The following is a 26074-nucleotide window of genomic DNA, read 5'->3' as shown; positions in this document are numbered from 1 at the left end:
GACGGGCGCCGGGTTGTCCCGCGGCGCCCTCCTCTTTTCCAAACCGAGATTACTTTTCCCTTGCGGAAGAAGTGAAATCAGCCCTTTGCAGCGGCTGCGACTTCAGCGGCGAAGTCCGACTCTTCCTTTTCGACGCCTTCGCCGAGCAGGAGGCGGGCCATGCCGACGACTTCGATCGGCGCGCCGACGGTCTTTTCAGCTTCCTTGACGGCAGCGCCGACGGTCAGGTCGGGGTTCATGACGAAGGCCTGCGACAGCAGGGCGACTTCCTCGAAGAACTTGCGCATGCGGCCTTCGACCATCTTTTCGATGATGGCGTCCGGCTTGCCGGAAGCGCGCGACTGCTCGATGAAGACGTTGCGCTCGCGCTCGGCGACGGCTGCATCGACTTCTTCGGCGCGGATCGCCAGCGGCGCGGTCGCTGCGATGTGCATGGCAACCTGACGGCCGATAGCGTTCAGGGCTTCCTTGTCGCCGGTCGACTGGAGCGCGACGAGAACGCCGAGCTTGCCGAGACGGTCGGCGGCGGCATTGTGGATATAGGTCGCGACAACACCGTCTTCGACCGACAGGGCGGCCGAACGGCGCAGGTTCATGTTCTCGCCGATGGTGGCGACGGCGTCCTTGATCGTGTCGGTGACCGACTTGCCGGTTGCCGGGTAGGTCACGGCGCCAACGGCTTCGACGGTGCCATCGGTGGTGAGCGCAACGTCGGCGATGCCGCGAACCATGCCCTGGAAGGCATCGTTACGGGCAACGAAGTCGGTTTCGGAGTTGACTTCGACGACAACGGCCTTGGTGCCGGAAGAAGCAACGCCGATGAGACCTTCGGCAGCCGTGCGGCCCGACTTCTTGTCGGCCTTGGCGATGCCCTTGGCGCGCAGCCAGTCGATTGCCGCTTCGATGTCGCCGTTGTTTTCAGCCAGCGCCTTCTTGCAGTCCATCATGCCAGCGCCGGACTTTTCGCGCAGTTCCTTCACCAGTGCAGCGGTGATTTCAGCCATTGTGAGCCTCTTGTCGGTTGTTGCGTGCCGCCGAAAAACCTCGGCGAACTCAAGGTTTTGGGAACGAATGTACCCGGAAATATGACAGGGTGATGAAGATCACCTCCGGCCCGTGCCTCGAATGCAACCGCTTGGATTGCGGCAGCAGGGCCTTCAAACAAGCCGAGGCCAGGGATCGTCTCTCTGGCCTCGGTTGATCAGGAAGCTGGAGCGGATCGCTCCGGCCTTGGCCTTACGCTTCGGCTTCGAGAGCCGGCTCGACCGGAGCTTCGGCGGAGGCGCCGAGGTCACGGCCCGAGGCGCCCTGCTGGCGCGCGATGCCGTCGATGGCGGCGCGGGCGATCAGGTCGCAATACAGAGCGATGGCGCGCGAGGCGTCGTCGTTGCCGGGGATCGGGAAATCGATCGGGTCCGGGTCGCAGTTCGAGTCGATGACGGCGACGACCGGGATGCCGAGACGCTTGGCTTCCTGGATCGCGATCGATTCCTTGTTGGTATCGATGATGAACATCAGGTCCGGCGTGCCGCCCATGTCGCGGATACCGCCGAGAGCCTTTTCAAGCTTCTCGCGTTCGCGCTCGAGGTTCAGGCGTTCCTTCTTCGAGTAGCCCGAGCCTTCCGAGGCCAGGATCTCGTCGAGCTTGCGCAGGCGCTGGATCGAGTTGGAGATCGTCTTCCAGTTCGTCAGCATGCCGCCGAGCCAGCGGGCGTTGACGTAGTACTGGGCCGAGCGCTTGGCAGCGTCGGCGATGATGTCGGACGCCTGACGCTTCGTGCCGACGAAGAGAACGCGGCCGCCGCCGGCGACGGTGTCGCTGACGACCTGAAGGGCGCGCGACAGCATCGGAACGGTCTGTGCCAGGTCGATGATGTGAACGTTGTTGCGGTCGCCGAAGATGTACGGCTTCATCTTCGGGTTCCAGCGGTGCGTCTGGTGGCCGAAGTGGATGCCGGCTTCGAGAAGCTGGCGCATAGAGAAATCGGGCAATGCCATGCCTAGTTATCCTTTTCCGGTTGAACCTTCGCGAGACGAACAGCCCTTCCTTGGGAAGCGCCACCGGGCGGAACAGTCCGGATTTCTCCCGGACGATCCCATGTCTCACGTGTGGAATGGCTGCCCCATAACCGCAGTTTCCCGGCAAATCAAGGGCAGCGGGGTAAAAAACACGCCGGCGAGCGCTCTTTCCTCCCGATCAGGCGCTGCCGGCAACGGCCGGCACCGCCAAAGCGGCGGATCGCCTATTTGCAGTCCTGCTGCTTGAGCATTTCAAGCTTGGCGAGCTTTCCGCTCAGCACGAACTCGCCGTAGTCCATCGTCAGGTCGCGGGTGATGCCGTTTTCATAGAGCTTGAAGGACATGCGGTAGACCGGCACGGCGTCGCCATCGCTGGTGTCATTATAGTACGCAACGGAGACCGGCCAGAAGGCCTGCTTCGAGAAGGTGCCCGCCTTGTCCGCGTCGGGATCGCCCGCCTTGGGCTTCTCCTTCTTGCCGACGACGGCCGTCGTCATCAACGTCTTGTCGCCCGAATCGGAGCCATCGAAGATCCGCGATTCGAAGAACCGCTCCCCCTTCTTGGCGTGGTCGATCACCTCGAGCATGTGTTCGGTCGGAAAGCGGCTGGCGGCAAGTTCCACCTGCTTGGTGTCCGGCGCGGTCAGGTCGACGCTGACGCCGGTCTTTTCCTCGCGTGCCGTGCCGCGCACTTCCTTGTCCAGCTTCTCATCGGTGAAGGAGCGGGTCAGGAAGCGGAAGCTGCCGTTCTTCAGGTCCTCGTAGGTCGTCGTCTGCTGGTCGGTGAGGCGCGTTTCCTCGCCCGTATTGACCTGCGTGACGAAGCGGAAGCTCACCGTATAGCCGTCACAGGGGCTGCCGTTGAATTCGTAGACCATGCGGCCATACATGCCCGCGATTCCGGAACGCTCGCTCGCATCCTTGAGCTGGAGGTCATAGACGGCGCGGTGCGGCGCAAGCCCGCTCGCCGGGTTGGCGTAAGCGCCGGTCACGCCGCTGCCGGCGACACATGCCCCGGCTACAAGAGCCGTGACAAAGGATGAACGAAACATCCGTTTCCTCCTGTTGAATCCAGCGGCGATGTTATATGAACTCTTCCGGCAAAAGCGAGGCAATATCCGTGCGATGACATATTCATTTGCAATGGCGCGATCTGCCGTGTCGCGATGCCCCTGACAGTCGAACCGCGCCGACCCTATCTGAGGGTGGTGAACACACTACGGAGACCGGAATGTCCGCTGAAATCGAAAACCGCGTCAAGGAACTGGGTTACGATATCCCGGTCGCCGCAGCCCCCGCAGCCAATTACGTGCCCTTCGTCATCAGCGGCAATGTCCTCCACATCTCCGGCCAGCTGCCGATGCGCGACGGCAAGATCGCCGTGACCGGCCATGTCGGGAAGGACGTCGACGTGGCGGGTGCACAGAAAGCAGCAGAACTCTGCGCACTCGGCCTGCTCGCCCAGGCCAAGGCCGCACTCGGCGACCTCTCGCGCATCAAGCGCGTCATCAAGATCAACGGCTTCGTCGCCTCCACGCCCGATTTCGTCGAGCAGCACCTCGTCATCAACGGTGCGTCCAATTTCCTCGTCGGCGCGCTGGGCGATGCCGGCAAGCATGCGCGTGCCGCCGTCGGCATGGCCGCCCTGCCCCTGAATGCGGCGGTCGAGATCGACGCCATCATGGAAATCGCCTGATGCACAAATTCAACTGGCTGACCGAGCGCCCGATTGCGCATCGCGGCTACCACGATCTCAACCGCGCGGTCTGGGAAAACACGCTCTCGGCCTTCTCCCGCGCGGCCGAGGCCGGCTTCTCCATCGAATGCGACCTGCAATATGCGGCCGATGCCATTCCGGTCGTCTTTCATGACGACGGCCTGAGGCGCCTTTGCGGCATTGAGGGGGACGTACGCCAGCGCACGGCCGCCGAACTCGGCCTGTTGCCGATCGGCGGCACGGCGGACCGCATCCCGACGCTGAAGCAGTTGCTCGATCTCGTGAAGGGCCGGGTGCCGCTGATCCTGGAGCTCAAGGGTCGCAAGGGCGACGACGACGGTTTCGCGATGGCGGTTCTGGATGCACTTGAGGGCTACGATGGGCCCGTGGCGCTGATGAGCTTCGATCACTGGCTCCTCAAGGACCTCAAGGCGATCGGTACCGACCATCCGGTCGGACTGACGGCCGAGGGCGCGCGCCCGGAAAACTTCGCCGAGCACGAGGACGCCATGCAGTACGGGCTCGACTTCATTTCCTACTATTACGGACACCTGCCCAACGCCTTCATCAGCCGCCAGCGCGACCTCGGCAAGCAGATCATCACCTGGACCGTTCGCGACGACGAGGCGCGCACGATCACGGCCCTCAACGCGGACCAGATGACCTTCGAGGGCTTCGATCCCCGCGAGCCCCTGACAGCATAGGATGACGGAAACCGTGCGCATCCGCGTCGAAACGACTTTCGCCGATATCGCGGCGGACGACTGGGGCCGCCTTTCCGGCGCCTCCCGGGCGGATGCGCAGACGCCCTACAACCCTTTCATCAGCCACGCTTTCCTGTCCTCGCTGGAGGAATCGGGGTGCGCAGTCGCCGAAACCGGATGGCTCGGACAGCACCTGCTTCTGGAGGGCGACGATGGTGCCCTGCTCGGCGCCCTGCCCGCCTATCTGAAGAACCACAGCCAGGGCGAATATGTCTTCGATCATGGCTGGGCGGATGCGTTCGAGCGTGCCGGCGGGCGCTATTATCCCAAGCTGCAAGCCTCCGTCCCCTTCACGCCGGCCACGGGCCCGCGGCTGCTTTCCCGCGTCGGCCAACCGGTCGTCGCCACGCAGACGGCGCTTGCCGAGGGGCTCAAGGAGCTGGCGAAGCGCCATGACGTCTCATCGGCGCATGTCACCTTCGCGCCACAGGACGAAATGCCGGTCTTCGAAGCGGCCGGCTATCTCCACCGCACCGACCAGCAATTCCATTTCATCAATGAGGGCTACGGCTCGCACGACGATTTCCTGGAGACGCTGGCGTCACGCAAGCGCAAGGCGCTGAAGAAGGAGCGTCGTGCCGCCCTCGAGCACGGCATCGAGATCGATTGGCTCACGGGCAAGGACCTGACCGAATCCATCTGGGACCAGTTCTTCGCCTTCTACATGGATACCGGCAGCCGCAAGTGGGGCCGGCCTTACCTCAACCGGGAATTCTACAGCCTGATTGGCGAGCGCATGGCCGAGGACATCATGCTGGTCATGGCCAGGCGCGACGGCCGTTATGTTGCCGGTGCGATCAATTTCATCGGCAGCGACACGCTTTTCGGCCGGCACTGGGGCTGCATCGAGGATCACCCGTTCCTGCATTTCGAGGTGTGCTACCATCAGGCGATCGATTTCGCGATCGCCAGGGGCCTCAAGCGCGTCGAAGCCGGCGCGCAGGGCGAGCACAAGCTGGCGCGCGGCTATCTGCCGGTCACGACCCATTCCGCGCACTACATCACCCATCCAGGGCTTCGTCGGGCCGTCGCCGACTATCTGGAGCGCGAGCGGCGCGATGTGGAGATGATGGGCGAATATCTGGCCGAACACGGCCCCTTCCGCCGCGGCGGCGACAACAACGAGACTGAGTGAGACCGGGAGACGGGCATGAGCTACGACAGCAACAACATCTTCGCAAAGATCCTGCGCGGCGAGATCCCGTCGCACCGCGTCTATGAGGACGAGCATACCGTCGCCTTCATGGACGTGATGCCCCAGGCGAACGGCCACGCGCTCGTCATTCCCAAGGCGGCATCGCGCAATATCCTGGATGCCGATCCCGAAACGCTGTCGCGCCTCCTGCCCGTCGTGCAGAAGGTGGCGAAGGCGGCGAAGGAGGCTTTCCAGGCCGACGGCGTCACCGTCATGCAGTTCAACGAACCGGCTGCCGGCCAGACCGTCTACCACCTGCATTTCCACATCATCCCGCGTGTGGAAGGTGCCCCCCTCCGGCCACATTCCGGCACGATGGAGGATCAGGGCGTGCTGGCGGCAAACGCCGAGAAGCTTCGCAAGGCACTGGCCGGCTGAGCCTGCTCAGACACCGGTAAGCGCAAGTCCCGCGGCCAGGAAGGCCATGGCCGCGGCGATGCCCAGAGGCTGGCGGAAACGTCCGCCGATGAAAAAGAACAGGGCTCCGAACAGGATCGACCCGAGCCGCAACCACAAGGGCGAGTTTTCCAGCACGCCGGTCGGGAAGAAGATGAGCTTGGCGATGACCGCAGCCACCAGCGCCGTGGCGACCGCCCTCACCCAGTTCAGCATTTCCGAATTTTCGTCGATCCGCTTGCCGGCGATGACGCCGGCCCAGCGCCAGATGTCCGTTGCCAGCCAGCCGGCAATCGCGATGTAGATATAGGGCCAGACACCGTCGAAGCTCATTGCCCGGCCTCCTTCTGCCGCAGCTGCTTTTCCGCCCACCATGCCACCGTACCGCCGATTATGCCGGCCAGCAGGATATCGTATTCCGGCGCGATGACGGCGAAGAGGTAGCCGAGAGCAAGCCCGATGCCGAGCGCCCAGTAGATCACGCGATGACGGGCCGAAATCCAGATCGAGGTCAGGAAGTAGACCGGCGTCAGGAAGAAGAGGCAGCCCGAGACGATGGGCGGAAAGTGCGAGACGGCGCCGTATACCAGGCCGACGAGGATGATGTTGGTGACCGTCAGCGTGATGCCGAACCCGGCAAAGAACGCCACACGGCCGGAGCGCGGCACGTCGCGCACCTTCTCCATGGCAAAGACCCAGGCGGTGATCGCGACGAAGTGCGAGATGATGAGCAGCAGCCAGGTCGGCGTGCGGCGGTCGCGGATTTCCGGAATGAGCGCCGCCACCATCGGCATCATGCGCACGGACGAAAGCGTGACGGCGATGAAGGCGGCGGCGACATGCGCGCCTGATAGCATGGAGCCGACGAGGATCACCTTGGCGGGCAGCGCCCAGACCATGCCCGTCATGAACATCACCTGATCGACCGGGATGTTCGCTTCGGCGGTGAAGGCGGCAAAGCCCACGAAAGACAGCATGAGAATGATGGCCGGCAGGCTGAAGAGCCCGCGCATGCCGATGAGGAACCAGTGGGTCTGGGATTGGGTGTCTGGCGCGGTGTCGGCCGTCATCGGGATCTCGTGCAAAAAAAACAAAGCCGGGCAGTTTCCTGCCCGGCCCGTACCGTTTGTAAAGCCGTTATTTCTTGCGCGGCACCTTGGGAACGGCGCTGGAAGACTTGCGCGGCGGCTCGTCCTTCGGCTCCGGTGCCTTGGCCTCGGTCGCCTTCTTCGACGACTTCGCCTTGGCGGGTGCTGCCTCGGCGGCAACCGTTTCCTTGGCCTTGCGCGGCTTTGCCTTCTTGGCGGCAGCCTCTTCCACCTCGGCCTTGGGCTTGATCGGCGCGGTCTCCGGTACGGCGTCGAGGATCAGGCCCTTCGAGCCGTCTTCCTTGGTGCCGACGGAGACGCGGACGACGCCGCCCTTCTTGAGCTTGCCGAAGAGGATCTCGTCGGCCAGCTTCTTCTTGATGTTTTCCTGGATGACGCGCGCCAGCGGGCGGGCACCCATCTTCTCGTCGTAGCCCTTCTCGGCCAGCCAGGCGATGGCGTCCTGCTGGAGGTCGAAGGTGACGTTGCGCTCGGCCAGCTGGGTTTCCAGCTGCATGACGAACTTCTGCACGACCTGATGGATGACCGGGGTCGGCAGCGAGCCGAACGGGATGATCGCATCGAGACGGTTGCGGAATTCCGGCGTGAAAAGGCGGTTGATCGCCTCCATGTCCTCGCCTTCGCGCTTGGACGAACCGAAGCCGATGGCGGCCTTGGCCATGTCGGACGCGCCCGCATTGGTCGTCATGATCAGGATGACGTTACGGAAGTCGATCTTCTTGCCGTTATGGTCGGTCAGCGAGCCGTGATCCATGACCTGCAACAGGATGTTGTAGAGGTCCGGATGCGCCTTCTCGATTTCATCGAGCAGCAGCACGCAATGCGGATGCTGGTCGACGCCATCGGTCAGCAGGCCGCCCTGGTCGAAGCCGACATAGCCGGGAGGTGCACCGAGCAGGCGCGAGACCGTGTGCCGCTCCATGTATTCCGACATGTCGAAGCGCAGCAGTTCGACGCCGAGCGAGCTGGCGAGCTGCTTGGCGACTTCCGTCTTGCCGACGCCCGTGGGGCCGGAGAACAGGTAGCTGCCGATCGGCTTGTTCGGCTCGCGCAGGCCCGCACGGGACAGCTTGATTGCCGAAGCCAGCGCCTCGATGGCGAGATCCTGGCCATACACGACCGAGCGCAGTTCCTTGTCCAGGTTGGCGAGCACCTGCTCGTCGTCCTTGGAAACCGTCTTCGGCGGAATGCGGGCCATGGTGGCGATCGTCGCTTCGATCTCCTTTTCGGTGATCAGCTTGCGACGCTTGCCGGCCGGCAGCAGCATCTGGGCCGCACCGGTCTCGTCGATCACGTCGATCGCCTTGTCCGGCAGCTTGCGGTCGTTGATGTAGCGTGCCGACAGCTCGACGGCGGTCTTGATCGCCTCGTTCGAGTACCGCAGCTTGTGATACTCTTCGAAATAGGGCTTCAGGCCCTTCATGATCTCGATCGTATCGTCGATGGTCGGCTCGTTCACGTCGATCTTCTGGAAGCGGCGCACGAGTGCCCGATCCTTCTCGAAGAACTGGCGGTATTCCTTGTAGGTCGTCGAACCGATGCAGCGGATCGCGCCGGAAGACAGCGCCGGCTTCAGGAGGTTGGACGCGTCCATCGCGCCGCCGGAGGTGGCGCCGGCGCCGATGACGGTGTGGATCTCGTCGATGAACAGCACGGCGCCCGGATACTCTTCCAGCTCCTTGACGACCTGCTTCAGGCGTTCCTCGAAGTCGCCGCGATAGCGGGTGCCGGCGAGCAGCGTGCCCATGTCGAGCGAGAAGATCGTGGCATCCGCCAGCGCTTCCGGCACCTTGCCTTCGACGATGCGCTTGGCAAGGCCCTCGGCGATGGCCGTCTTGCCCACGCCCGGATCACCCACATAGAGCGGGTTGTTCTTGGAGCGGCGGCACAGCACCTGGATGGTCCGGTTGACTTCGGCGTGACGGCCGATCAGCGGATCGATCTTGCCACCCTTGGCCTTTTCGTTGAGATTGACGCAGTAGGCGGTGAGCGCATCCTGCTTCTTGGCCGGCTCTTCCTGTTCGTTGCTGCCGTTGCGCTGCTGCTTGGGTTCGCTTTCCGTCTCGTCCGCGCCGCGGACCGGCCGCTGCTCGGAAGCGCCCGGCCGCTTGCCGATGCCGTGCGAGATGAAGTTGACGGCGTCGTACCGCGTCATCTCCTGCTCCTGCAGGAAGTAGGCGGCATGGCTTTCGCGCTCGGCGAAGATCGCGACGAGCACGTTGGCGCCGGTCACTTCTTCACGGCCGGACGACTGGACATGGATGACCGCACGCTGGATGACGCGCTGGAAGCCGGAGGTCGGCTTGGAATCTTCCTCGTATCCGGTCACGAGGTTGGCGAGGTCGTGATCGACATAGTCGGTAACGGTCTTGCGCAGCGCGTCGAGGTTCACGTTGCACGCGCCCATGACGGCCGCCGCATCGGAATCGTCGATCAACGCCAGAAGCAGATGCTCCAGCGTTGCGTATTCGTGGTGACGCTCGTTTGCAAAAGTCAGTGCCTGATGGAGCGCCTTTTCAAGGCTTGCAGAAAATGTTGGCACGTTGGTTCCTCATTTCTTTTCCATGACACATTGCAGCGGGTGCTGGTGCTGGCGGGAGAAATCCATCACCTGTGTCACTTTGGTTTCGGCAACCTCGTAGGTGAATACACCACATTCGCCCACGCCATGATTGTGCACATGGAGCATGATCCGCGTGGCCGCTTCCCGGTCCTTCTGGAAGAAACGTTCCAGAATGTGGATCACGAACTCCATGGGCGTGTAGTCGTCATTCAGAAGCAGGACGCGGTAAAGACTCGGCTTCTTGGTCTTCGGCTTCGTACGGGTAATGACGGACGTGCTGCGGCCGGGAGTATCGCCGCCGTCTTCGCCATCCTGCATTCGAACCCGTCTCACTTCCATTTCCTGTTCATTCCCTGACTGCGTAGTCCGTCTCGAGGTTGCCTCTCGACGTGTTATCTAATGTCTCGACACACGATTGTAAGACCCTCGCTTCGCACTGCAATCATAATCGCGGACCGTCCGAAGGAAATAGCGAAATTTCCCGCCGGCGCGTCAGCCTCGCGCAATCCCCGAAACGGAAACGACCGGCTGCGGTTGCCCGCGGCCGGTCGTTGAACGTCATGCGCGTATTAGGGCGCGTCGGCCTCAGGCGGCGACTGCGGCCTTTGCCGCCGCGGTGGCCTTGGCAACCGGCGCTTCGTAAGGCTTGTAGGCGCCCTTGGCGAGATCGGCATAGAGTTCGCCGATCTTGGTGGCTTCGGCGACGAAGCTTTCATAGGAGGACTTCACGAAGGCGGACTGCAGCTCGACGGCGGTCTCGATGCTCTTGACGCCCGAAAGCTTCTCGAAATGGGCAAGGCCATTTTCGAAGGACTTCTTGGAATAGTCTGCGGCTTCGGTGGCGATGGCCTGCCAGCCCTGCGCGACAGTCGTATAGCTCTTCACGAACGTATCCATGGCTTCCTTGTTCTTCTTGCTTGCTTCGTCGAAATTGAACATCGAAGTCTCCTTTGGTCCCTTGTGACTTAGCTCGAAATATATATGCGATGCACAAAAAAGTCAATGTATATGCTGCAATGCAATATTCCGTAACCAAAGCAAGATGTTGGACGATACGTATGATTATTGGTGCTGACGAAAGCCAATTTGCCGCAAAACAATAACAAAAGGCCCGGCGCCAAGGGCGGCCGGGCCTTGTTTTGCTGGAAATCCTTCAGATCAGAGATCGATGTCGAGGATCGCCATGGAGAAGTTGTAGGAGAGCTCGCCGTCTTCGTCGTCGCGGAAGATGACACCGAGAAATTCGTCCGCGAGGTAGACTTCGGCGGATTCATCCTTGCGCGGGCGGGCCTTCACGACAATCTCCTTGTTGATATTGCGCTTGAAGTAGGCCTCGAGCTTTCTGATTTCTTCCGGCTTCACGATACGTCTCCGTCAACGATTTGATGTGCCGCGCTTCTCGCACCTGCTCCCGGGCGTGTAAACCCTTCAATGCCGGTGCGCGCCGACTTTTCCCGCGTTCAGGCTTTTGGCGCGGTGCCGCAAGCAAGGCCGTTTCGGCCCTGGCCGGCGCGGTCAGAGATCGTAATCGAAGGCCGCAAGCAACTGGTCCATCGCACGCGACGGCTCGTTGCAACCCGCCTCGCCCACGACGCGCGCCGGCACACCCGCCACCGTCGATTTCGGCGGTACGGGCTTGAGCACGACGGAGCCGGCCGCGATGCGCGAGCAATGGCCGATATGGATGTTGCCGAGGATTTTCGCGCCGGCACCAATCATCACGCCGTCGCCGATCTTGGGGTGGCGGTCGCCGCCTTCCTTGCCGGTGCCGCCGAGCGTGACATTGTGGAGGATCGAGACATTGTCGCCGATGGACGCCGTCTCGCCCACGACCAGACCCGTCGCGTGGTCGAGGAAGATACCCTTGCCGATGCGCGCAGCCGGATTGATATCGGTCTGGAAGATGCTGGAGGAGCGGCTCTGCAAATAGAGCGCGAGGTCGCGCCGCCCGCTGTTGTGGAGCCAGTGGGCAACGCGGTGCGTCTGGATGGCGTGAAAGCCCTTGAAATAGAGCACGGCATCGAGGAACCGCAGGCATGCCGGATCCCGGTCATAGACGGCCTGGATATCGACGCGCAGGATGCCGCCCCATTCCGGCCAGTCTTCAAGCATCTCGTCGAAGATCTGGTGCAGCAGATTGGCCTGCAGGTCCGGATGATCGAGACGCTCGCAGACCCGATGAATCACGCTTTCCTCAAGCGAGTGGTGGTTCAGCACCGTCGAATAGAGGAAGGCCGCCAGCAGCGGCTCGGCCTGGGCGGCAACACGCGCTTCCTCGCGCAGGCTGTCCCAGATCGGATCCATGGCCTTGAGCCGCTCGGCAGCCCGCAGTTCGTTCGTCGCGACCATCGCCGCACTCCTTGTCGTCATTCTCGTCCATATATAGAACAAACCAAGGGCAAGCGAAATGCCCCGGCCGTCATTGTCACGAACGCCGCCTCAACGTCCTTCGATCTCCGCATAGAAATCCAGCACAGCGCGCTTGAAAACCTTGTCGCCGACCGCGAGCATGTGATCGCGGCCGGGAATGTCGAGCGCGCGGGCATCCGGCATCAGGGCCGCCAGCGGCTGCGGCGCGCCGGCAATGTCGTCCTTCGTGCCGACGCCAATCAAGGCCGGCATGTCGATGCGCGCCATGTCGGCTTGCGTCAGCAGGTCGCGCGAGGTCATGATGCAGGCAGCAAGCGCCTGCCGGTCCGATTTCGTCTGCTCGGCGAAAGCACGGAACATGCGCCCGCGTGCATGGGTGACATCGTCGAGCGACGGCGCCAGCAGCGCATCCGCGATCGGGTCCCAGTCGCCCACACCTTCGATCATGCCGATGCCAAGCCCGCCGAAGACGACGGAGCGCACCCGATGCGGATGGGCAAGCGCCATGAAGGCCGTGATGCGCGCACCCATCGAATAGCCGAAGACGTGCGCTTCGGGGATCGCGAGATGATCGAGAAGGGCCGCGGCATCGCCTGCCATCAGCGGCGGGGTGTAAAGCGCTGGGTCATGCGGCTTGGCACTGGCGCCGTGTCCGCGATTGTCGAGCGCGATGACGCGGTAGCCGGCATCCCCCAGCGTCTTCAGCCAGCCGGGAAACACCCAATTGACATTGGCGCTCGAGGCGAAACCGTGGATCAGCAGAACGGGATCGCCGGAGGGATCGCCCTCATCGAAGAAAGCCAGTTCGAGGCCTTCGTGGGTGAAACGGGAAAAGGGCGGAGGATCAATGTTCATCGCGAGGCCGTCTTTCGTTTTCTCGCCCCGCTCTTACCGCCGTTTGCGCCCGGAGGAAACGCCCGGTGCGGAAATCTCGCACGCTCCCCCAGGCGCGATCGGAGGAAAACCACGGCAAGGATACGATCATCGTCTCGCCGCGGCGGTTTTGCATCTACACATTCCGGCGGAAGACGATTATGGTCCGGCCGACAAACAGACCTGCACGGAGCATGACATGGCTGGGCACAGCATTCCCCATTTCCAGAACGACGGCGGCCATAGTGCAATCGAGATCGGCGTGAAGGAATTCATGTGCGTCGGCGCATCGATCCCCTATGACCATCCGCACGTCTTCCTCGACATGGGCGACGACAACGAGAAGGTCTGTCCCTATTGCTCGACGCTCTACCGCTACAACCCGGCCCTGAAGGCCACGCAGACCAATCCGGTCGGCTGCACCTTCACTAACGTGGTGGCGGCGTGACGGCCGGAAGGCCGACACGATCATGTCCCCTGTAGAATCAGTCACGATCGTCGGCGCCGGCATTGCCGGCCTGACGGCAGCGCTTGCGCTCGCCCGCAAGGGTATCGCCGCGCACATCGTCGAACAGGCCTCGACGCTTGCGGAAGTCGGGGCCGGGCTGCAGCTTTCGCCCAATGCTTCCCGTGTCCTGGCCGAGCTCGGCCTTCTGCAGGACCTTGAACGGCGCTGGAGCGAACCGGATCACATCCAGCTTTCCTCGGGAAATACGCTTGCGCCGCTCGCCTCGGTTCCGGCCGGCGGCGCCGCCCGCGCACGGTGGGGGGCACCCTACGGCGTTCTCCATCGCGCCTCGCTGCAGGCCGTCCTTCTCGATGCGGTCAGCCGGGAGCCATCGTGCACGCTCGTCACGGGCCGCCGGGTCGAAACCGCCGAAGAGGCCGCAGCCGTCGCCGACACCGATCTGGTGATTGCGGCGGACGGCGTCTGGTCCAGGCTGCGCGGTTCCGTTCCGGGTGCCCTGCCCGCGCGATACTCCGGCAATGTCGCCTGGCGTTTTCTCGTGCCCTACGATTCTGCGCCCGCCCTGCTCAATCCCCGCACGGTCACGGCCTTTCTCGGACCGCAGGCCCATCTCGTCGCCTATCCGCTGGCCGAGACCCGTTCGTTTAACATCGTCGCCATCCACCAGCAGGCCGAGGCACCGCCGGAAGGATGGTCACGGCGTGGAGACACCGCCGCCCAGAAACGCCTGGCCAATGCTTTTTCCGGCTGGCATGCCGGCATAAGAGAGCTGATCGCGGCGGCAGACGATCCGCTGGTCTGGCCACTGTTCGGTTGTCCGGATGGTGCCTGGACGGATGGGCGCAAGACGGTGCTGATCGGGGACGCCGCCCACGCCATGACGCCCTTTGCGGCCCAGGGCGCCGCCATGGCCATCGAGGATGCCGCGCTTCTGGCAAACCGGCTTGCCGGCGCAACGGACCTCGGCGCAGCATTACGCCGCTTCGAGGCCGAGCGCCGGGAACGGGTCGCGAAGGTCCGCAATCGCGGCGCCTTCAACCGCTTTGCCTATCATGCGCGCGGTCCCGTCGCACTTGCGCGCAATCTGGTGCTGTCGCTGCGAAAGCCGGAGAGCCTGGCCGGCGATTTCGACTGGCTCTACGGCTACCGCACGCCGGACTGATCCGGCATGTTCCCCAACTTGCCGGGAAGCCCCGGCAAGCCGTGATCTCAAGCGCTTGCAGCCGTCAGACGGAACGCGCCGCGGCCAGGCCGCGTTCGATATCGGCCTTGATATCTTTGACGTCCTCAAGGCCGATCTGGAGGCGCAGCACCGGGCCCTCTTCCGGCGCCTTGGCGACCCGGCGGTCGTTGAGGTTCACATGCACCGCGAGGCATTCGAAGCCACCCCAGGAATAGCCGAGCCCGAAAATACCGAGCGCATCGAGGAATGCATGGGCCTTGGCCTTGTGACGATCAGGCGAACCACCGTTCAGCACGATCGAGAAGATGCCGCTTGACCCCTTGAAGTCCCGCTTCCAGAGTTCGTGCCCCGGGAAGCTCGGCAAGGCAGGGTGCAGGACCCGCGCGACATCGTCCACGCCCTCCAGCCAGCGCGCCAATTCCAGCGCGCTTTCCTGGTGACGCTCCAGCCGCACGCCCATGGTGCGCAATCCGCGCAGCACCTGGTAGGAATCATCCGGGGAGGCGCAGGTGCCCAGCGTGATCTGCGTATCGTGCAGCTGTTCCCAATGGGCGGCATTGGCCGAGACCGTGCCGAACAAAATGTCGGAATGACCGGCCGGATACTTCGTGGCGGCATGGATGGAAACGTCGACGCCGAAATCGAGCGGCTTGAAATAGAGCGGCGTCGCCCAGGTGTTGTCCATGGTGACGACCGCGCCATGCCGGTGCGCCGCAGCGGCGATGGCCGGAATATCCTGCATCTCGAATGTATTGGAGCCGGGCGCCTCGGTGTGCACGAGCCTGGTGTTGGGCCGGATCAGGCTCTCGATACCGGCGCCGATCAGGGGATCGTAATATTCCACGGTCACGCCCAGCCGCTTCAGCATGGTGTCGCAGAAATGGCGTGTCGGGTGATAGACGGAATCGACGATCAGCGCGTGGTCGCCCGCCGAAAGGTAGGCAAGGAACGGCACGGTCACGGCTGCCAGACCCGACGGCACGAGAATCGTGCCGGCCGAACCTTCCAGCTCGTCGATCGCGGCGCAGAGCGCATCCGTGGTCGGCGTGCCGCGCGTGCCGTAGGTGTATTTCTGCGCCCGGCTTTCCATGGTCGCAGCATTGGGAAAGAGAACCGTGGACGCATGCACGACGGGTGGATTGACGAAACCGTAATAGTCGGCGGGGTCGTTGCCTGCATGGGCAAGGCGGGTGTTCACGCCGGCGCCGGCGAGGATTTCGTCTCTGTTTTTCATGGATCAATCCGAACGATGCAATGTGTTACCTCCGGCGGACTTTTCGCCAGCATGAAGGTGAGGTCAACCCCGTGCGCAAGAAGAAGGCGAAACCCCGAAAGCGCTACAAATTTCCAACAAGCGGTTTTTTTGTGCGGCTGACTGCACTTGCCCCCATTTTCCTGCCCAAAACCGCGCCAACTTTCCTTAAATTTGGAGAAGTGAATGGAAAATGGGCTGTGTCACTTGACCGTGCGAAATTTTGAGCATGAGATAAGCGACCTCGCGCCGGGAGGGTGGCGAGTTCCGCATAGGTGTCCTTTCGGACCGCGTGACCTGCGGATAAGATAAGATAAGACAAGACAACAGAAAAAGGTCGTAAAAAATGGCAAAAAAAATCGTGACGGCGCTCGTTGGTGCAGCCGTACTGGGGTTTGGCGCAACAGCATCTCAAGCCGACACACTGTCTGACGTTAAGGCAAAGGGCTTTGTCCAGTGCGGCGTCAACGGCTCGAACCTTGCCGGCTTCGGCGCACAGGATTCGCAGGGCAACTGGGCCGGCCTCGACGTGGATCTCTGCAAGGCCGTGGCCGCTGCCGTCTTCGGCGACGCCACCAAGGTCAAGTTCACGCCTCTTTCGGCCAAGGACCGTTTCCCCGCACTGCAGTCGGGCGAAATCGATCTTCTGGCACGCAACACGACATGGAGCATCAGCCGCGACACGCAGCTCGGCTTCGACTTCCGCGCCGTGAACTACTATGACGGCCAGGGCTTCATGGTGAAGAAGGAGCTCGGCGTTAAGTCCGCTCTGGAACTGTCGGGCGCCTCCGTCTGCGTCCAGTCGGGCACCACCACCGAACTGAACCTCGCCGACTACTTCCGCTCCAACAACATGGACTTCAAGCCGGTCGTTTTCGAAGCGCAGGATGAAGCCGACGCCGCCTACAATGCCGGCCGCTGCGACGCCTACACGACGGACGCCTCGGGCCTCTACTCGATCCGCCTGAAGATGGCCAACCCGGACGACCATATGGTTCTGCCGGAAATCATCTCCAAGGAGCCGCTCGGCCCGGCCGTTCGCCAGAACGATTCCAAGTGGCTCGATATCGTCAGCTGGGCGCACTACGCGATGGTGGCTGCCGAAGAGTTCGGCATCACGCAGGCGAATGTCGAGGAAATGAAGACCTCCGCCAATCCCGACATCAAGCGCTTCCTCGGTGAAGAAGCCGATTCGACCATCGGTGCGGATCTCGGCGTGCCGAAGGACTGGGCCGTGCAGATCATCAAGGCCGTCGGCAACTATGGCGAATCCTTCGAGCGCAATGTCGGCGAAGGTTCTCCGCTCAAGATCGCCCGTGGCCTGAACGCCCAGTGGACGAAGGGCGGCCTGCAATACGCCCCGCCGATCCGCTAAGTCGGACGACACCGCTTCGGGAGGGCAAGCCATTGCCCTCCCTTTTTAGAACAACGCCCGGAAAACAGGGCGAACACAATGTCAGGGGACTTGCATGGCTCTTGCGGACACCCGAACCGGGTCCAGCGAACCGCCGAAGGTTTCGCTTCTCTACAATCCTGCGCTGCGAAGCGTGCTCTATCAGGTCGTTACACTTGTCGTGATCGTCGGTGCGGTGTGGTACGCCTGGAACAATGTCGTCCAGAACCTCGCCCGCGCCAACATGTCGGCCGGTTTCGGCTTTCTGAACAGCCGCGCCGGTTTCGACATCGCGCAGACGCTGATCGCCTATTCGAGTGACTCGACCTATTTCCGTGCCTTGCAGGTCGGTCTGCTCAACACGCTGGTGGTCGCCGCCGCCGGTATCGTCACCGCGACGATCGTCGGCCTTCTCATCGGTGTCGGGCGCCTGTCGAACAACTGGCTGATTGCGCGGCTCTGCACGGTCTATGTGGAAATCTTCCGCAACATTCCGCCGCTTCTCGTCATCTTCTTCTGGTATCTCGGCGTTCTCGCCCTGTTGCCGTCGATCCGCACGATCTTCCAGCATCTCGAGGAAAACCCGGACGCGATCTTCTTCATCTCCAACCGCGGCATCTACATGCCCGCCCCGATCTTCGGTGAGGGATTCGGCATGGTGGTCGGGGCCTTCGTCCTTGGTGTCGTCGCGGCAATCGCCTTCACGATCTGGGCCAATGCCCGCCAGCGGGCCACGGGCAAGCGTCCGCCGGTGCTGTGGGTCAATCTCGGCCTGATCGTGCTGTTCCCGATCCTCGTCTTCCTCATCATGGGAAGCCCGCTGTCGCTGGACTACGCCGTTCCGGGGTCGTTCAACATGCGCGGCGGCATGTCCATCGGGCCGGAATTCCTGGCGCTCTACCTCGCACTTTCCCTCTACACGGCGTCGTTCATCGCCGAAATCGTGCGGGCCGGCATCCGTGGCGTGTCGAAGGGCCAGTCGGAGGCCGCTTTCGCACTCGGGCTGCGGGGCGGACACACGACGCGTCTCGTCGTCCTGCCGCAGGCCTTGCGCATCATCATCCCGCCCCTCACCTCGCAATATCTCAACCTCATCAAGAACTCATCGCTCGCCGTCGCCGTCGGTTACGCCGACCTCGTGGCTGTCGGCGGCACCATCCTCAACCAGTCGGGCAAGTCCATCGAGATCATCGCGATCTGGATGCTGGTCTACGTATCGATCAGCCTCATCACGTCGCTGTTCATGAACTGGTTCAATGCCAAGATGGCCCTGGTGGAGCGCTGAGATGTCCCAAAGCATTACCTATGTCCGTGACGGGTTCATCGAGGCGGAAAAGCCGCCGACCTCGGATTCGTCCGCGTTTGCCTGGATTCGCCACAATCTCTTCGCCTCCTGGAAGGACAGCCTTCTGACGGTGATCGCGCTTGCGGTGCTCGTCTACTACCTGCCGAAGGCCATCGACTGGCTGTTCGTGTCGGCTGTGTGGACCGGGACCGACAGAACGGCCTGCCTGACCACCGATCAGGGCGGCCAGCTTCCGGCCGGCTGGAGCGGCGCCTGCTGGGCCTATGTGAACGACCGCTTCGTGCAGTTCATGTTCGGCTCCTATCCGCGCGATCAGCTGTGGCGTCCGCTGCTCGTCGCCGGCCTGTTCGTCGCGCTGCTCGTGCCGTTCCTCATACCGCGGGTGCCGCGCAAGGGCCTCAATGCCCTCCTCCTGCTCGTGGCGCTGCCCCTCGTGGCCTATGTCCTGCTGCTGGGCGGCTATTTCGGCCTGCGCCATGTGGAAACGTCGCTGTGGGGCGGCCTCATGGTCACCCTCATCATCTCCTTTGTCGGCATCGTCATGTCGCTGCCGATCGGCATCCTGCTGGCGCTCGGGCGCCGGTCGTCCATGCCGATCCTGAAGATGGTGTGCATCGGCTTCATCGAGCTGATCCGCGGCGTGCCGCTGATCACCGTCCTGTTCATGGCCAGCGTGCTTCTGCCGCTGTTCCTGGAACCGGGCAACAATATCGACAAGTTCCTGCGGGCCCTGATCGGCGTGTCGATCTTCGCATCCGCCTATATGGCGGAGGTTATCCGCGGCGGTCTTCAGGCCATTCCGAAAGGGCAATACGAAGCCGCCGATGCGCTTGGCCTGAACTACTTCCACAAGATGACCTTCATCGTGCTTCCGCAGGCCATCAAGCTGGTCATTCCGGGCATCGTGAACACCTTCATCGGCATGTTCAAGGACACCTCGCTCGTCACCATCATCTCGATGTACGATCTGCTTGGGATCGTGAAGGCAAGTTTTGGCGATTCGGGCTGGATCACGCCGGTCACCCCGCTGACGGGCCTGATCTTCGCTGGATTCGTGTTCTGGATTTTCTGCTTCGGCATGTCGCGCTACTCGGCCTTCGTGGAACGCCGGCTCGACAAGGGCCACAAAAGATAACTGAGAGGAAACAACAATGGCCAACCAAGCCAACGCACAGAAGATGACCGTCTCAGCGACCGATGTCGCCGTCGAGATCGTCAACATGAACAAGTGGTACGGCGATTTCCATGTGCTGCGTGACATCAATCTCAAGGTGATGAAGGGCGAGCGCATCGTTATTGCGGGACCGTCGGGTTCCGGCAAGTCGACGATGATCCGCTGCATCAACCGGCTGGAAGAGCACCAGAAGGGCCAGATCATCGTCGACGGGATCGAGCTGACGAACGACCTCAAGAAGATCGACGAGGTGCGTCGCGAAGTCGGCATGGTGTTCCAGCACTTTAACCTCTTCCCGCACCTGACCATCCTCGAGAACTGCACGCTCGCGCCGATTTGGGTGCGCAAGATGCCGAAGAAGGAGGCCGAGGAGATCGCGATGCACTACCTCACGCGCGTCAAGATCCCCGAACAGGCCAACAAGTATCCGGGTCAACTCTCGGGCGGCCAGCAGCAGCGCGTGGCGATCGCCCGCTCGCTCTGCATGAAGCCCAAGATCATGCTGTTCGACGAGCCGACCTCGGCGCTCGACCCGGAAATGGTCAAGGAAGTGCTCGACACCATGGTTTCGCTGGCTGAAGAAGGCATGACCATGCTGTGCGTGACGCACGAAATGGGCTTCGCCCGCCAGGTCGCCAACCGCGTGATCTTCATGGACCAGGGCCAGATCGTCGAGGAGAATGCACCCGCCGAGTTCTTCGACAATCCGCAGCACGAGCGCACCAAGCTGTTCCTCAGCCAGATCCTGCACTGAGCGGATCGAAATCCGGGTTTGGAAAAGGCGGGCGGAGTGCCCGCCTTTTTTTGTCCGTCTGGCTGGTCATGCCCTTCATTTCGTCCGAAGCCCCATCCGGAACTTGAGCGGACTTGCGCCGAAATGATTGCGGAAGGCGCGCGAGAAGGCCGAGAGACTGTCGAAGCCGCTGCGCAGCGCCACCTCCTGCATGGACAGCGGCGTATTGCGCACCAGACGCTGCGCCGCTGTCAGCCGCAGGCGCAGGTAATATTTCCCGGGCGCTGCGCCGAGCCCGTCGACGAACAGCGTCTCGAGCTTTCGCGTGGAGAAGCCGAGGCGGCGCGCCAGCGCCGCAATGGTCAGCGGCCGGTCGATCGTGCGCTCCATCAGGCGGATCGCGGCAGCAAGCTCCGGCCTGTGCTCGCCCAGGCGCCCCAATGAGACGAGCGGCTGTGCGTCCGTCGCGGCATGCGTCTCGTCATAGACGAACACGCTGGCCACATCGAGCGCCACCGCCGAGCCGAACCGTTCGCGCACCAGATGCAGCATCATGTCGAAGGTCGGCGAGGCACCGCCAGACGTCCAGAGCGGGCCGTCCGTGACGAAGCGGTCGGCGCGCACGTTGAGCGCAGGAAAGGCTGCCGCGAAGTCCTCCAGTTCCTCCCAATGCGCCGTCGCGTCGCGGCCGTCCAACAGGCCGGAGCGCGCCAGCAGCCAGCAGCCGGATTCGATGCCGGCCACGATCCCGAAACGCCGTGCCACCTTCTTCAGCCGCGCAACGAACGGTCGCCCGGCGTAGCAATCCTGGTTGAAGCCGGCGATCAGGAGCAAGGCATCGCCGCCCGTCACATCGGCAAACGCGCCGTCGACACGAACCTCCACTCCGCAGGTCAGGAGCACCGGCTGCCCCTCCGGCGAGAGTATCGTCCAGCGGAAGACCGGTTCGGGCACCACGCGGTTGGCCGCGCGCATGGGATCGAGCACGGAGGCAAGCGACATGATCGACGATTCCGGCAGCAAAACAATCGTGACGTCGAGCGGGCCCGACCGCGGCATTTCTCTGGTCATGCGGAAATTGTCAAAAAACAGACGTATTATGTCAATCGGGAAAAGATAAATCCGGCATGATCCCTCTCACAGGTGATCCGGAGATGCAGCCGGGTCATGGCGACAGCCCCTGTACCCCGAACCCTGATCCGCTTTTTATCGGAACGGGTTGGCGAGCCCGAGGGCGGACCAGCCCGTTTTTTTTGCGCTGTCCTCCGCCCCCTTTCGCTCATCAGGTTGCGGTCGCCCGGAACCTACACTTGTCTTGCGCGTTGAAGCGACAACCAAGCAGGAAAGGTTCTATCATGCAGAAGCTCAAGTCCATCTTTGCCACGGGTGCGCTCTCCATCGCCGTCGCGCTGACGTCCTTCGTCCCGGCACAGGCCATTACGTTCCCGAACGTTCCGGTTCCGTCGGCGTCGGCCGTCGAGCAGGTGCAGTATCGCTATGAGCGTCGTGAACGCATGCATCGCCGCGACCGGGCGGAGCGGCGCTGGCACGGCCATCGCGGTTACCGCGACCGCCGTCCCGGCTATCGCCGCCACTCCGATGGCTGGTGGTACCCGCTGGCCGCCTTCGGCCTGGGGGCGGCAATTGGCGGCGCTGTGAGCAGCGACCGCAACGTAAGCGGCTCGCACGTCAACTGGTGCGCCAACCGCTATCGTTCATACCGCGCCTACGACAACACGTTCCAGCCGAACAACGGTCCGCGCCGAAGCTGCGTCTCGCCCTATTCGCGCTAAGCCGGAGACCTCTTCCCTACAAACAAAACGCCCGCGATGGATATCGCGGGCGTTTTGCATTGCTTAGGCATTATGGAGGGTCGAAACCCTCCTCCGGATACTTACTCGGCGTCGCCTTCAGCGGCCTTCTTCTTGGCCGGGGCCTTCTTCTTCGGAGCGGCTTCTTCGCCTTCCGCAGCGTCGGCCTTGGCAGCAGCCTTCTTCTTCGGCGCAGCCTTCTTGGCGTCCTTCTCGGAGCCTTCCTCGTCGTCAGCCATCAGCTCGTCCTTGGAGACGGTCTTGTCCGTCACCTTGATTTCGCCGAGCAGGTGATCGACGACCTTTTCTTCGAAGATCGGCGCGCGCAGCGAAGCGGCGGCACCCGGGGTCTTCTGGAAATATTCGAGGATCTGCTTTTCCTGGCCGGGGAACTGGCGCAGCTGCTGGTAGAGCGACTGCTGCATTTCCTCGTCGGAAACCTGGATGCCCGCCTTTTCCCCGATTTCCGAGAGAACGAGGCCGAGGCGGACGCGACGTTCGGCCAGCTTGCGGTATTCCTCGCGCGCGGCTTCTTCCGTCGTGTCTTCGTCAGCGAAGGTCTTGCCGGACTGCTGGAGGTCCGTGTTGATCTGGCGCCAGATGTTTTCGAATTCGGCGTCGACCAGGCGCTCCGGCGTGTCGAACTTGTACATCTCGTCGAGCTGGTCGAGGATCTGGCGCTTGACCTTCTGGCGCGTGACCGAGCCGTACTGGCTTTCGATCTGGCCGCGGACGATTTCGCGCAGCTTGTCGGCCGATTCGAGGCCGAGCTTCTTGGCGAGCTCGTCGTTGATCTCGATGTCGGCGGCAGCAGCGACGTCCTTGACCTTGATGTCGAAGGTGGCTTCCTTGCCGGCGAGGTTTGCAGCCGGGTAATCGGCCGGGAAGGTCACGGTGATGACCTTCTCGTCACCAGCCTTCAAGCCGACGAGCTGCTCTTCGAAGCCCGGGATGAAGCGGTTGGAACCGAGAACCAGTTCTGCGTCTTCATCCTTGCCGCCGTCGAAGGCTTCGCCGTCGACCTTGCCAAGGTAATCGATGGTGACGCGGTCGCCATTGGCGGCCTTGCCCTTCTTGGTTTCGTAGGAGCGAGCGCTTTCGGCGATCTGCAGGATCTGGTCGTCGACTTCCTTGGCGTCGATTTCCACGACTTCGCGCGTGACCGCGATGCCCGAATTGTCCTTCAGCTCGATGGCCGGAATGACTTCATAGGCCAGCGTGAACTCGAAATCGGCTTCACCGGCGAGAATCTTCTCGGCCTCGGCCTGGTCTTCGGTCATCGCGACTTCCGGCTGCGTGGCAGACTTTTCGCCGCGCTCGGAAAGAATTGCGGAGGGGCGGTCGCGAACGATCTCGTTGACCAGCTCGGCCATGACGGACTTGCCGTACATCTTCTTGAGATGTGCGAACGGCACCTTGCCCGGACGGAAGCCGTTGATGCGGACACGGCCCTTCACGTCCTCAAGACGCTCGTTCATCTGAGCTTCCATGTCCTTGGCCGGGATGACGACCTTGATTTCGCGCTTCAGCCCTTCAGCGAGCGTTTCGATAACCTGCATGTTCAAACCTTTATTTCGAGTTGGCGGTGTTCAAACCGGGCTGCCGGTTATGGCGAACACCCCGCCGGTCCATTTGCCGGCAGTGGCTTTACTGAATTCGGTGGCCTTTTGGCAAGCAAAATGGCGCGCTCTAACATTCCACACCCCGCGGAAACGTCCGGTTTCCACGTTTGGTGGCTCTGGTGCGGGTAGAGAGACTTGAACTCCCACGCCTTGCGGCACCAGAACCTAAATCTGGCGTGTCTACCAATTTCACCATACCCGCGTCTCAGAAACCGCTGTCCACAGGCGGCCGGGCCGCTCCAGTGGCGCCTTCCGAGCGCGGCGTCTCTATACCATCCGTTTCCAAGGGATCAAAGGAAAAATGACAGGAAAATGACCGTTCTCCGGCGCTTCGGCTCAATAGAGCGGCTCGTCGTAGACCGGCTCCCCGCGCAGCAGCAGCCGCGCGATCTGCGGCGTGCCATCGCTCGACACCCGCGCCTCCACATCCAGCTCCTGCGCATTGCGGGCATTTTCCAGCGCCCTGCCCTCGCCTTCCGGCACATAGTAGCGCTCGATGCCGTATTGCACGAAGAGCGTGTCAGCCAGGACGCCGGCCCCGTATGTATTGATAATGAAGGGCAGTGTTCGCAGGATGACCGAGCCCTCCTCGGGCGCCATGTCTTCGAAGCGCGCTTCCGTTGCGTTCCACAGGCCGTCCGCATCAGGTTTCAGGCGCACGGAGAGACGCGCACGCGTTCCATCTTCAGGAATGTCGCCGGCAACGATTGAGCTCGGAATGGTCGAGATCGGGTAGGACAGAATGACGTAGTCGCCGCGCAGCAGGTCGCGCGGATCGACCGGGCTGGTCTTCAGGCGGATATCCGCGCCGTTGCGCAGGATGGACGCCCGGCTTTCGACCATATAGCCGATCACGGCGGTCTGGAGCACGGCGACGATAAGTGCTGCAACGAGCGGCGACAGGCGGAAGGAACGCGTCCGGGTCATATCAGGCCTCCGCCTTGTCTTCGTTGGATGCAAGCCGGCGCTCCAGTGCGATCACCGCCCAGGCGATGGCGGCGACGACGAGGCCGGAGACGAGGAAGAAACCGGATGTGCCGATGATGGAGCCGATGGTTTCCGACGCGAGATAGAGTGTCTCCGCCGCGAAGGCCACGTATCCCAAGTACCGGACCGCGCCGTTCTCCTTCCCCGAAAGCGCGATGCCGGCGATCGCCGCGCCGAGCGTGACGATACCGACAGCCAGACGCTCGCCCACCGCATCGAACTCGACATGCAGGACCACGAGCCCGAGCATCAGCACGAGATAGGCGTAGAAAGCGGGCGCCGAACCGGCGCTGCGGGCGATGGCATGCAACGGCGACTGCGGCAGCGCGGCGGCAAGATAGGCAACGGCGCCGAAAACGACGATGGCGATTGCCGTCGTTGCAGTGGAGTATTCGCTGTAGATGAAGGCGAGCCAGGCGACCAACAGCAGATAGCCGAGGTGGCGTGCACGCCCGGCGCCGGTGTAGCGCGCAAGCGCGATGACGATGACCGCCATCAGCGGCATCAGCCAGAGCAGCAGCATCTGATCGGCCGCGTAGGATTGTGTCCAGTCCGTACCCGAGACGACGAAGGCGAGAAAGCCGGCGACGACGGTGACGGCACCCGACCGGAACAGCACGGCCGCCGCCACCGTCCCGCCGAACCAGACGAGCGCCGCCTGGAGCGCGTCGCCCGAGAGATGGTACATCTGCCCCACAAGCGCGATGGCCCCGCCGAAGGACAGCGCCCCCAGAACGAGGAAAGCGGCCGCAAGACGCTCTGCGCCGCGCGCCAGAAGCGCACCGCCGCCGAAATAGGCCGCCCAGATGACGCCGATAATGCCTGCCAGGCGCACGAGCCGCGGAATGGCTTCCCAATTGGCCGCGACAAGCAGGAGGACGGCGGCCGCAAAAAGAAGTGCCGAGATGATCAGAAGCACGCGCCCCACGCTGAAGGAGCTGGGACGCGAATCGTACTCGTTGAGCAGCACGGTTGCTGTTTTCGCGTCGATCAGGCCCTGCGCCGCCCACATTTTCAGGTCTCGTTCCAGCCAGCTCCTGTACATTGCCCCGCCGTCCCCTTCGAAAATCCGCCTTCGCCGCGATTCCGGCCCTGTCAACGGCCGCACTATAGGCTGGCCGAAAATGCCCGGTCACGG

General features: G+C 62.7%; 28 protein-coding genes and 1 tRNA gene. 12 read left to right on the top strand and 17 right to left on the bottom strand.

All coding sequences use genetic code 11. The annotated features are described in order from the left end of the window. Positions 1-77 precede the first annotated feature (77 nt). From tsf to GR158_RS13840, 3 genes are all read right to left on the bottom strand, one after another. Positions 78-1004: a translation elongation factor Ts gene (gene tsf / locus GR158_RS13850; protein ID WP_134649137.1), complete on the bottom strand. Its 927-nt coding sequence runs from the start codon at positions 1002-1004 to the stop codon at positions 78-80. A 232-nt stretch (positions 1005-1236) separates the two neighbouring features. Then, positions 1237-1998 (bottom strand): 30S ribosomal protein S2, encoded by a 762-nt coding sequence (rpsB, locus tag GR158_RS13845; protein WP_160871479.1) that lies wholly within the window; start codon positions 1996-1998, stop codon positions 1237-1239. 245 nt (positions 1999-2243) lie between these two features. Beyond that, on the bottom strand, positions 2244-3071 hold the full coding sequence (locus GR158_RS13840) for a cell envelope integrity EipB family protein (protein ID WP_160871478.1): 828 nt from the start codon (positions 3069-3071) through the stop codon (positions 2244-2246). Positions 3072-3250: 179 nt separating this feature from the next. Between GR158_RS13840 and GR158_RS13835 the strand changes: the two genes are divergently transcribed. Genes GR158_RS13835 through GR158_RS13820 form a run of 4 tightly spaced genes read left to right on the top strand, consistent with a single transcriptional unit; the run spans position 3251 to position 6073 of the window. Continuing rightward, the gene (locus GR158_RS13835; RefSeq protein WP_134649134.1) at positions 3251-3715 is read left to right on the top strand and encodes a RidA family protein; all 465 of its coding nucleotides are present in this window, start codon (positions 3251-3253) and stop codon (positions 3713-3715) included. Beyond that, positions 3715-4440 carry a glycerophosphodiester phosphodiesterase gene (locus GR158_RS13830; protein ID WP_160871477.1) on the top strand — a complete coding sequence of 242 codons (726 nt, stop codon included), beginning with the start codon at positions 3715-3717 and terminating at the stop codon, positions 4438-4440. The genes GR158_RS13835 and GR158_RS13830 overlap by 1 nt, the downstream gene beginning before the upstream one ends. Before the next feature lies 1 nt (position 4441). Continuing rightward, positions 4442-5635, top strand: coding sequence for a GNAT family N-acetyltransferase (locus tag GR158_RS13825; RefSeq protein WP_160871476.1), 1194 nt, complete (start codon positions 4442-4444; stop codon positions 5633-5635). A 15-nt stretch (positions 5636-5650) separates the two neighbouring features. Next, on the top strand, positions 5651-6073 hold the full coding sequence (locus GR158_RS13820) for an HIT family protein (protein WP_160871475.1): 423 nt from the start codon (positions 5651-5653) through the stop codon (positions 6071-6073). A gap of 6 nt (positions 6074-6079) precedes the next feature. Here GR158_RS13820 and GR158_RS13815 read toward each other — a convergent pair whose 3' ends face one another. The 8 genes from GR158_RS13815 to GR158_RS13780 form a co-directional block, all read right to left on the bottom strand. Continuing rightward, positions 6080-6424 (bottom strand): AzlD domain-containing protein, encoded by a 345-nt coding sequence (locus tag GR158_RS13815; RefSeq protein WP_134649130.1) that lies wholly within the window; start codon positions 6422-6424, stop codon positions 6080-6082. Further along, positions 6421-7161 (bottom strand): AzlC family ABC transporter permease, encoded by a 741-nt coding sequence (locus GR158_RS13810; RefSeq protein ID WP_160871474.1) that lies wholly within the window; start codon positions 7159-7161, stop codon positions 6421-6423. The genes GR158_RS13815 and GR158_RS13810 overlap by 4 nt, the downstream gene beginning before the upstream one ends. A 67-nt stretch (positions 7162-7228) precedes the next feature. Then, a complete protein-coding gene (gene clpA, locus GR158_RS13805; protein ID WP_134649128.1) occupies positions 7229-9742 on the bottom strand; it encodes an ATP-dependent Clp protease ATP-binding subunit ClpA in 2514 nt (837 codons plus the stop codon). Positions 9743-9751: 9 nt separating this feature from the next. Then, a complete protein-coding gene (gene clpS, locus GR158_RS13800) occupies positions 9752-10102 on the bottom strand; it encodes an ATP-dependent Clp protease adapter ClpS (protein ID WP_134649127.1) in 351 nt (116 codons plus the stop codon). A 246-nt stretch (positions 10103-10348) separates the two neighbouring features. Then, positions 10349-10702: a phasin family protein gene (locus GR158_RS13795; RefSeq protein ID WP_160871473.1), complete on the bottom strand. Its 354-nt coding sequence runs from the start codon at positions 10700-10702 to the stop codon at positions 10349-10351. A gap of 219 nt (positions 10703-10921) precedes the next feature. After that, entirely contained in the window at positions 10922-11125 is a 204-nt protein-coding gene (locus GR158_RS13790) for a DUF3126 family protein (RefSeq protein WP_134649125.1), read from the bottom strand. A 153-nt stretch (positions 11126-11278) separates the two neighbouring features. Beyond that, positions 11279-12112, bottom strand: coding sequence for a serine O-acetyltransferase (gene cysE / locus GR158_RS13785; RefSeq protein WP_134649124.1), 834 nt, complete (start codon positions 12110-12112; stop codon positions 11279-11281). Between the two features lie 90 nt (positions 12113-12202). Beyond that, positions 12203-12988, bottom strand: coding sequence for an alpha/beta fold hydrolase (locus GR158_RS13780; RefSeq protein ID WP_160871472.1), 786 nt, complete (start codon positions 12986-12988; stop codon positions 12203-12205). A gap of 217 nt (positions 12989-13205) precedes the next feature. Between GR158_RS13780 and GR158_RS13775 the strand changes: the two genes are divergently transcribed. Continuing rightward, positions 13206-13454, top strand: coding sequence for a zinc-finger domain-containing protein (locus tag GR158_RS13775; protein ID WP_134649122.1), 249 nt, complete (start codon positions 13206-13208; stop codon positions 13452-13454). 22 nt (positions 13455-13476) lie between these two features. Then, a complete protein-coding gene (locus GR158_RS13770; RefSeq protein ID WP_160871471.1) occupies positions 13477-14637 on the top strand; it encodes an FAD-dependent monooxygenase in 1161 nt (386 codons plus the stop codon). 64 nt (positions 14638-14701) lie between these two features. Here the strand turns inward: GR158_RS13770 and GR158_RS13765 are convergent, their stop codons facing one another. Then, positions 14702-15892: a cystathionine beta-lyase gene (locus tag GR158_RS13765; protein ID WP_160871470.1), complete on the bottom strand. Its 1191-nt coding sequence runs from the start codon at positions 15890-15892 to the stop codon at positions 14702-14704. Between the two features lie 71 nt (positions 15893-15963). Here GR158_RS13765 and GR158_RS13760 point away from each other — a divergent pair, with 71 nt between their 5' ends. From GR158_RS13760 to GR158_RS13740, 5 genes are all read left to right on the top strand, one after another. Beyond that, complete coding sequence (locus GR158_RS13760; RefSeq protein WP_160871469.1) at positions 15964-16137, top strand: hypothetical protein; 174 nt, start codon at positions 15964-15966, stop codon at positions 16135-16137. A gap of 119 nt (positions 16138-16256) precedes the next feature. Beyond that, positions 16257-17285: an amino acid ABC transporter substrate-binding protein gene (locus tag GR158_RS13755; RefSeq protein ID WP_134649119.1), complete on the top strand. Its 1029-nt coding sequence runs from the start codon at positions 16257-16259 to the stop codon at positions 17283-17285. Positions 17286-17379: 94 nt separating this feature from the next. After that, the gene (locus GR158_RS13750; protein WP_160871468.1) at positions 17380-18588 is read left to right on the top strand and encodes an amino acid ABC transporter permease; all 1209 of its coding nucleotides are present in this window, start codon (positions 17380-17382) and stop codon (positions 18586-18588) included. A gap of 1 nt (position 18589) precedes the next feature. Continuing rightward, complete coding sequence (locus GR158_RS13745; RefSeq protein WP_134649117.1) at positions 18590-19744, top strand: amino acid ABC transporter permease; 1155 nt, start codon at positions 18590-18592, stop codon at positions 19742-19744. 16 nt (positions 19745-19760) lie between these two features. Beyond that, positions 19761-20537: an amino acid ABC transporter ATP-binding protein gene (locus tag GR158_RS13740; protein ID WP_134649116.1), complete on the top strand. Its 777-nt coding sequence runs from the start codon at positions 19761-19763 to the stop codon at positions 20535-20537. Between the two features lie 75 nt (positions 20538-20612). On the opposite strand, the gene GR158_RS13735 is transcribed toward GR158_RS13740, so the two are convergent. Continuing rightward, complete coding sequence (locus tag GR158_RS13735; protein ID WP_160871467.1) at positions 20613-21587, bottom strand: GlxA family transcriptional regulator; 975 nt, start codon at positions 21585-21587, stop codon at positions 20613-20615. Between the two features lie 284 nt (positions 21588-21871). On the opposite strand from GR158_RS13735, the gene GR158_RS13730 reads away from it, so the two are divergent. Beyond that, entirely contained in the window at positions 21872-22309 is a 438-nt protein-coding gene (locus tag GR158_RS13730) for a BA14K family protein (RefSeq protein WP_160871466.1), read from the top strand. Positions 22310-22410: 101 nt separating this feature from the next. Here GR158_RS13730 and tig read toward each other — a convergent pair whose 3' ends face one another. From tig to GR158_RS13710, 4 genes are all read right to left on the bottom strand, one after another. After that, complete coding sequence (tig, locus tag GR158_RS13725) at positions 22411-23886, bottom strand: trigger factor (RefSeq protein WP_134649113.1); 1476 nt, start codon at positions 23884-23886, stop codon at positions 22411-22413. 180 nt (positions 23887-24066) lie between these two features. Next, positions 24067-24151 (bottom strand) — tRNA-Leu (locus tag GR158_RS13720). A 134-nt stretch (positions 24152-24285) separates the two neighbouring features. Beyond that, positions 24286-24876, bottom strand: a complete 591-nt coding sequence (locus GR158_RS13715) for a GDYXXLXY domain-containing protein (protein ID WP_134649112.1) — start codon at positions 24874-24876, stop codon at positions 24286-24288. A gap of 1 nt (position 24877) precedes the next feature. After that, positions 24878-25981, bottom strand: coding sequence for a DUF2157 domain-containing protein (locus GR158_RS13710; protein WP_160871465.1), 1104 nt, complete (start codon positions 25979-25981; stop codon positions 24878-24880). Positions 25982-26074: the final 93 nt, after the last annotated feature.

Origin of the sequence: Shinella sp. AETb1-6, assembly GCF_009826875.1 — a bacterium.
GTDB lineage: Bacteria > Pseudomonadota > Alphaproteobacteria > Rhizobiales > Rhizobiaceae > Shinella > Shinella sumterensis.
Note: the sequence above shows the minus strand (reverse complement) of the source record. Positions and strands in the feature narration are given on the sequence as shown.

Coding starts and splice junctions, on each gene's coding strand:
- GR158_RS13770 (WP_160871471.1), top strand. CDS start 13,477: ATGTCCCCTGTAGAATCAGTCACGATCGTCGGCGCCGGCATTGCCGGC.
- GR158_RS13710 (WP_160871465.1), bottom strand. CDS start 25,981: ATGTACAGGAGCTGGCTGGAACGAGACCTGAAAATGTGGGCGGCGCAG.
- tig (WP_134649113.1), bottom strand. CDS start 23,886: ATGCAGGTTATCGAAACGCTCGCTGAAGGGCTGAAGCGCGAAATCAAG.
- tsf (WP_134649137.1), bottom strand. CDS start 1,004: ATGGCTGAAATCACCGCTGCACTGGTGAAGGAACTGCGCGAAAAGTCC.
- GR158_RS13820 (WP_160871475.1), top strand. CDS start 5,651: ATGAGCTACGACAGCAACAACATCTTCGCAAAGATCCTGCGCGGCGAG.
- GR158_RS13775 (WP_134649122.1), top strand. CDS start 13,206: ATGGCTGGGCACAGCATTCCCCATTTCCAGAACGACGGCGGCCATAGT.
- GR158_RS13810 (WP_160871474.1), bottom strand. CDS start 7,161: ATGACGGCCGACACCGCGCCAGACACCCAATCCCAGACCCACTGGTTC.
- GR158_RS13740 (WP_134649116.1), top strand. CDS start 19,761: ATGGCCAACCAAGCCAACGCACAGAAGATGACCGTCTCAGCGACCGAT.
- GR158_RS13715 (WP_134649112.1), bottom strand. CDS start 24,876: ATGACCCGGACGCGTTCCTTCCGCCTGTCGCCGCTCGTTGCAGCACTT.
- GR158_RS13765 (WP_160871470.1), bottom strand. CDS start 15,892: ATGAAAAACAGAGACGAAATCCTCGCCGGCGCCGGCGTGAACACCCGC.
- GR158_RS13755 (WP_134649119.1), top strand. CDS start 16,257: ATGGCAAAAAAAATCGTGACGGCGCTCGTTGGTGCAGCCGTACTGGGG.
- clpS (WP_134649127.1), bottom strand. CDS start 10,102: ATGGAAGTGAGACGGGTTCGAATGCAGGATGGCGAAGACGGCGGCGAT.
- cysE (WP_134649124.1), bottom strand. CDS start 12,112: ATGGTCGCGACGAACGAACTGCGGGCTGCCGAGCGGCTCAAGGCCATG.
- rpsB (WP_160871479.1), bottom strand. CDS start 1,998: ATGGCATTGCCCGATTTCTCTATGCGCCAGCTTCTCGAAGCCGGCATC.
- GR158_RS13830 (WP_160871477.1), top strand. CDS start 3,715: ATGCACAAATTCAACTGGCTGACCGAGCGCCCGATTGCGCATCGCGGC.
- GR158_RS13730 (WP_160871466.1), top strand. CDS start 21,872: ATGCAGAAGCTCAAGTCCATCTTTGCCACGGGTGCGCTCTCCATCGCC.
- GR158_RS13795 (WP_160871473.1), bottom strand. CDS start 10,702: ATGTTCAATTTCGACGAAGCAAGCAAGAAGAACAAGGAAGCCATGGAT.
- GR158_RS13835 (WP_134649134.1), top strand. CDS start 3,251: ATGTCCGCTGAAATCGAAAACCGCGTCAAGGAACTGGGTTACGATATC.
- GR158_RS13780 (WP_160871472.1), bottom strand. CDS start 12,988: ATGAACATTGATCCTCCGCCCTTTTCCCGTTTCACCCACGAAGGCCTC.
- GR158_RS13815 (WP_134649130.1), bottom strand. CDS start 6,424: ATGAGCTTCGACGGTGTCTGGCCCTATATCTACATCGCGATTGCCGGC.
- GR158_RS13840 (WP_160871478.1), bottom strand. CDS start 3,071: ATGTTTCGTTCATCCTTTGTCACGGCTCTTGTAGCCGGGGCATGTGTC.
- GR158_RS13750 (WP_160871468.1), top strand. CDS start 17,380: ATGGCTCTTGCGGACACCCGAACCGGGTCCAGCGAACCGCCGAAGGTT.
- GR158_RS13825 (WP_160871476.1), top strand. CDS start 4,442: ATGACGGAAACCGTGCGCATCCGCGTCGAAACGACTTTCGCCGATATC.
- GR158_RS13735 (WP_160871467.1), bottom strand. CDS start 21,587: ATGACCAGAGAAATGCCGCGGTCGGGCCCGCTCGACGTCACGATTGTT.
- GR158_RS13745 (WP_134649117.1), top strand. CDS start 18,590: ATGTCCCAAAGCATTACCTATGTCCGTGACGGGTTCATCGAGGCGGAA.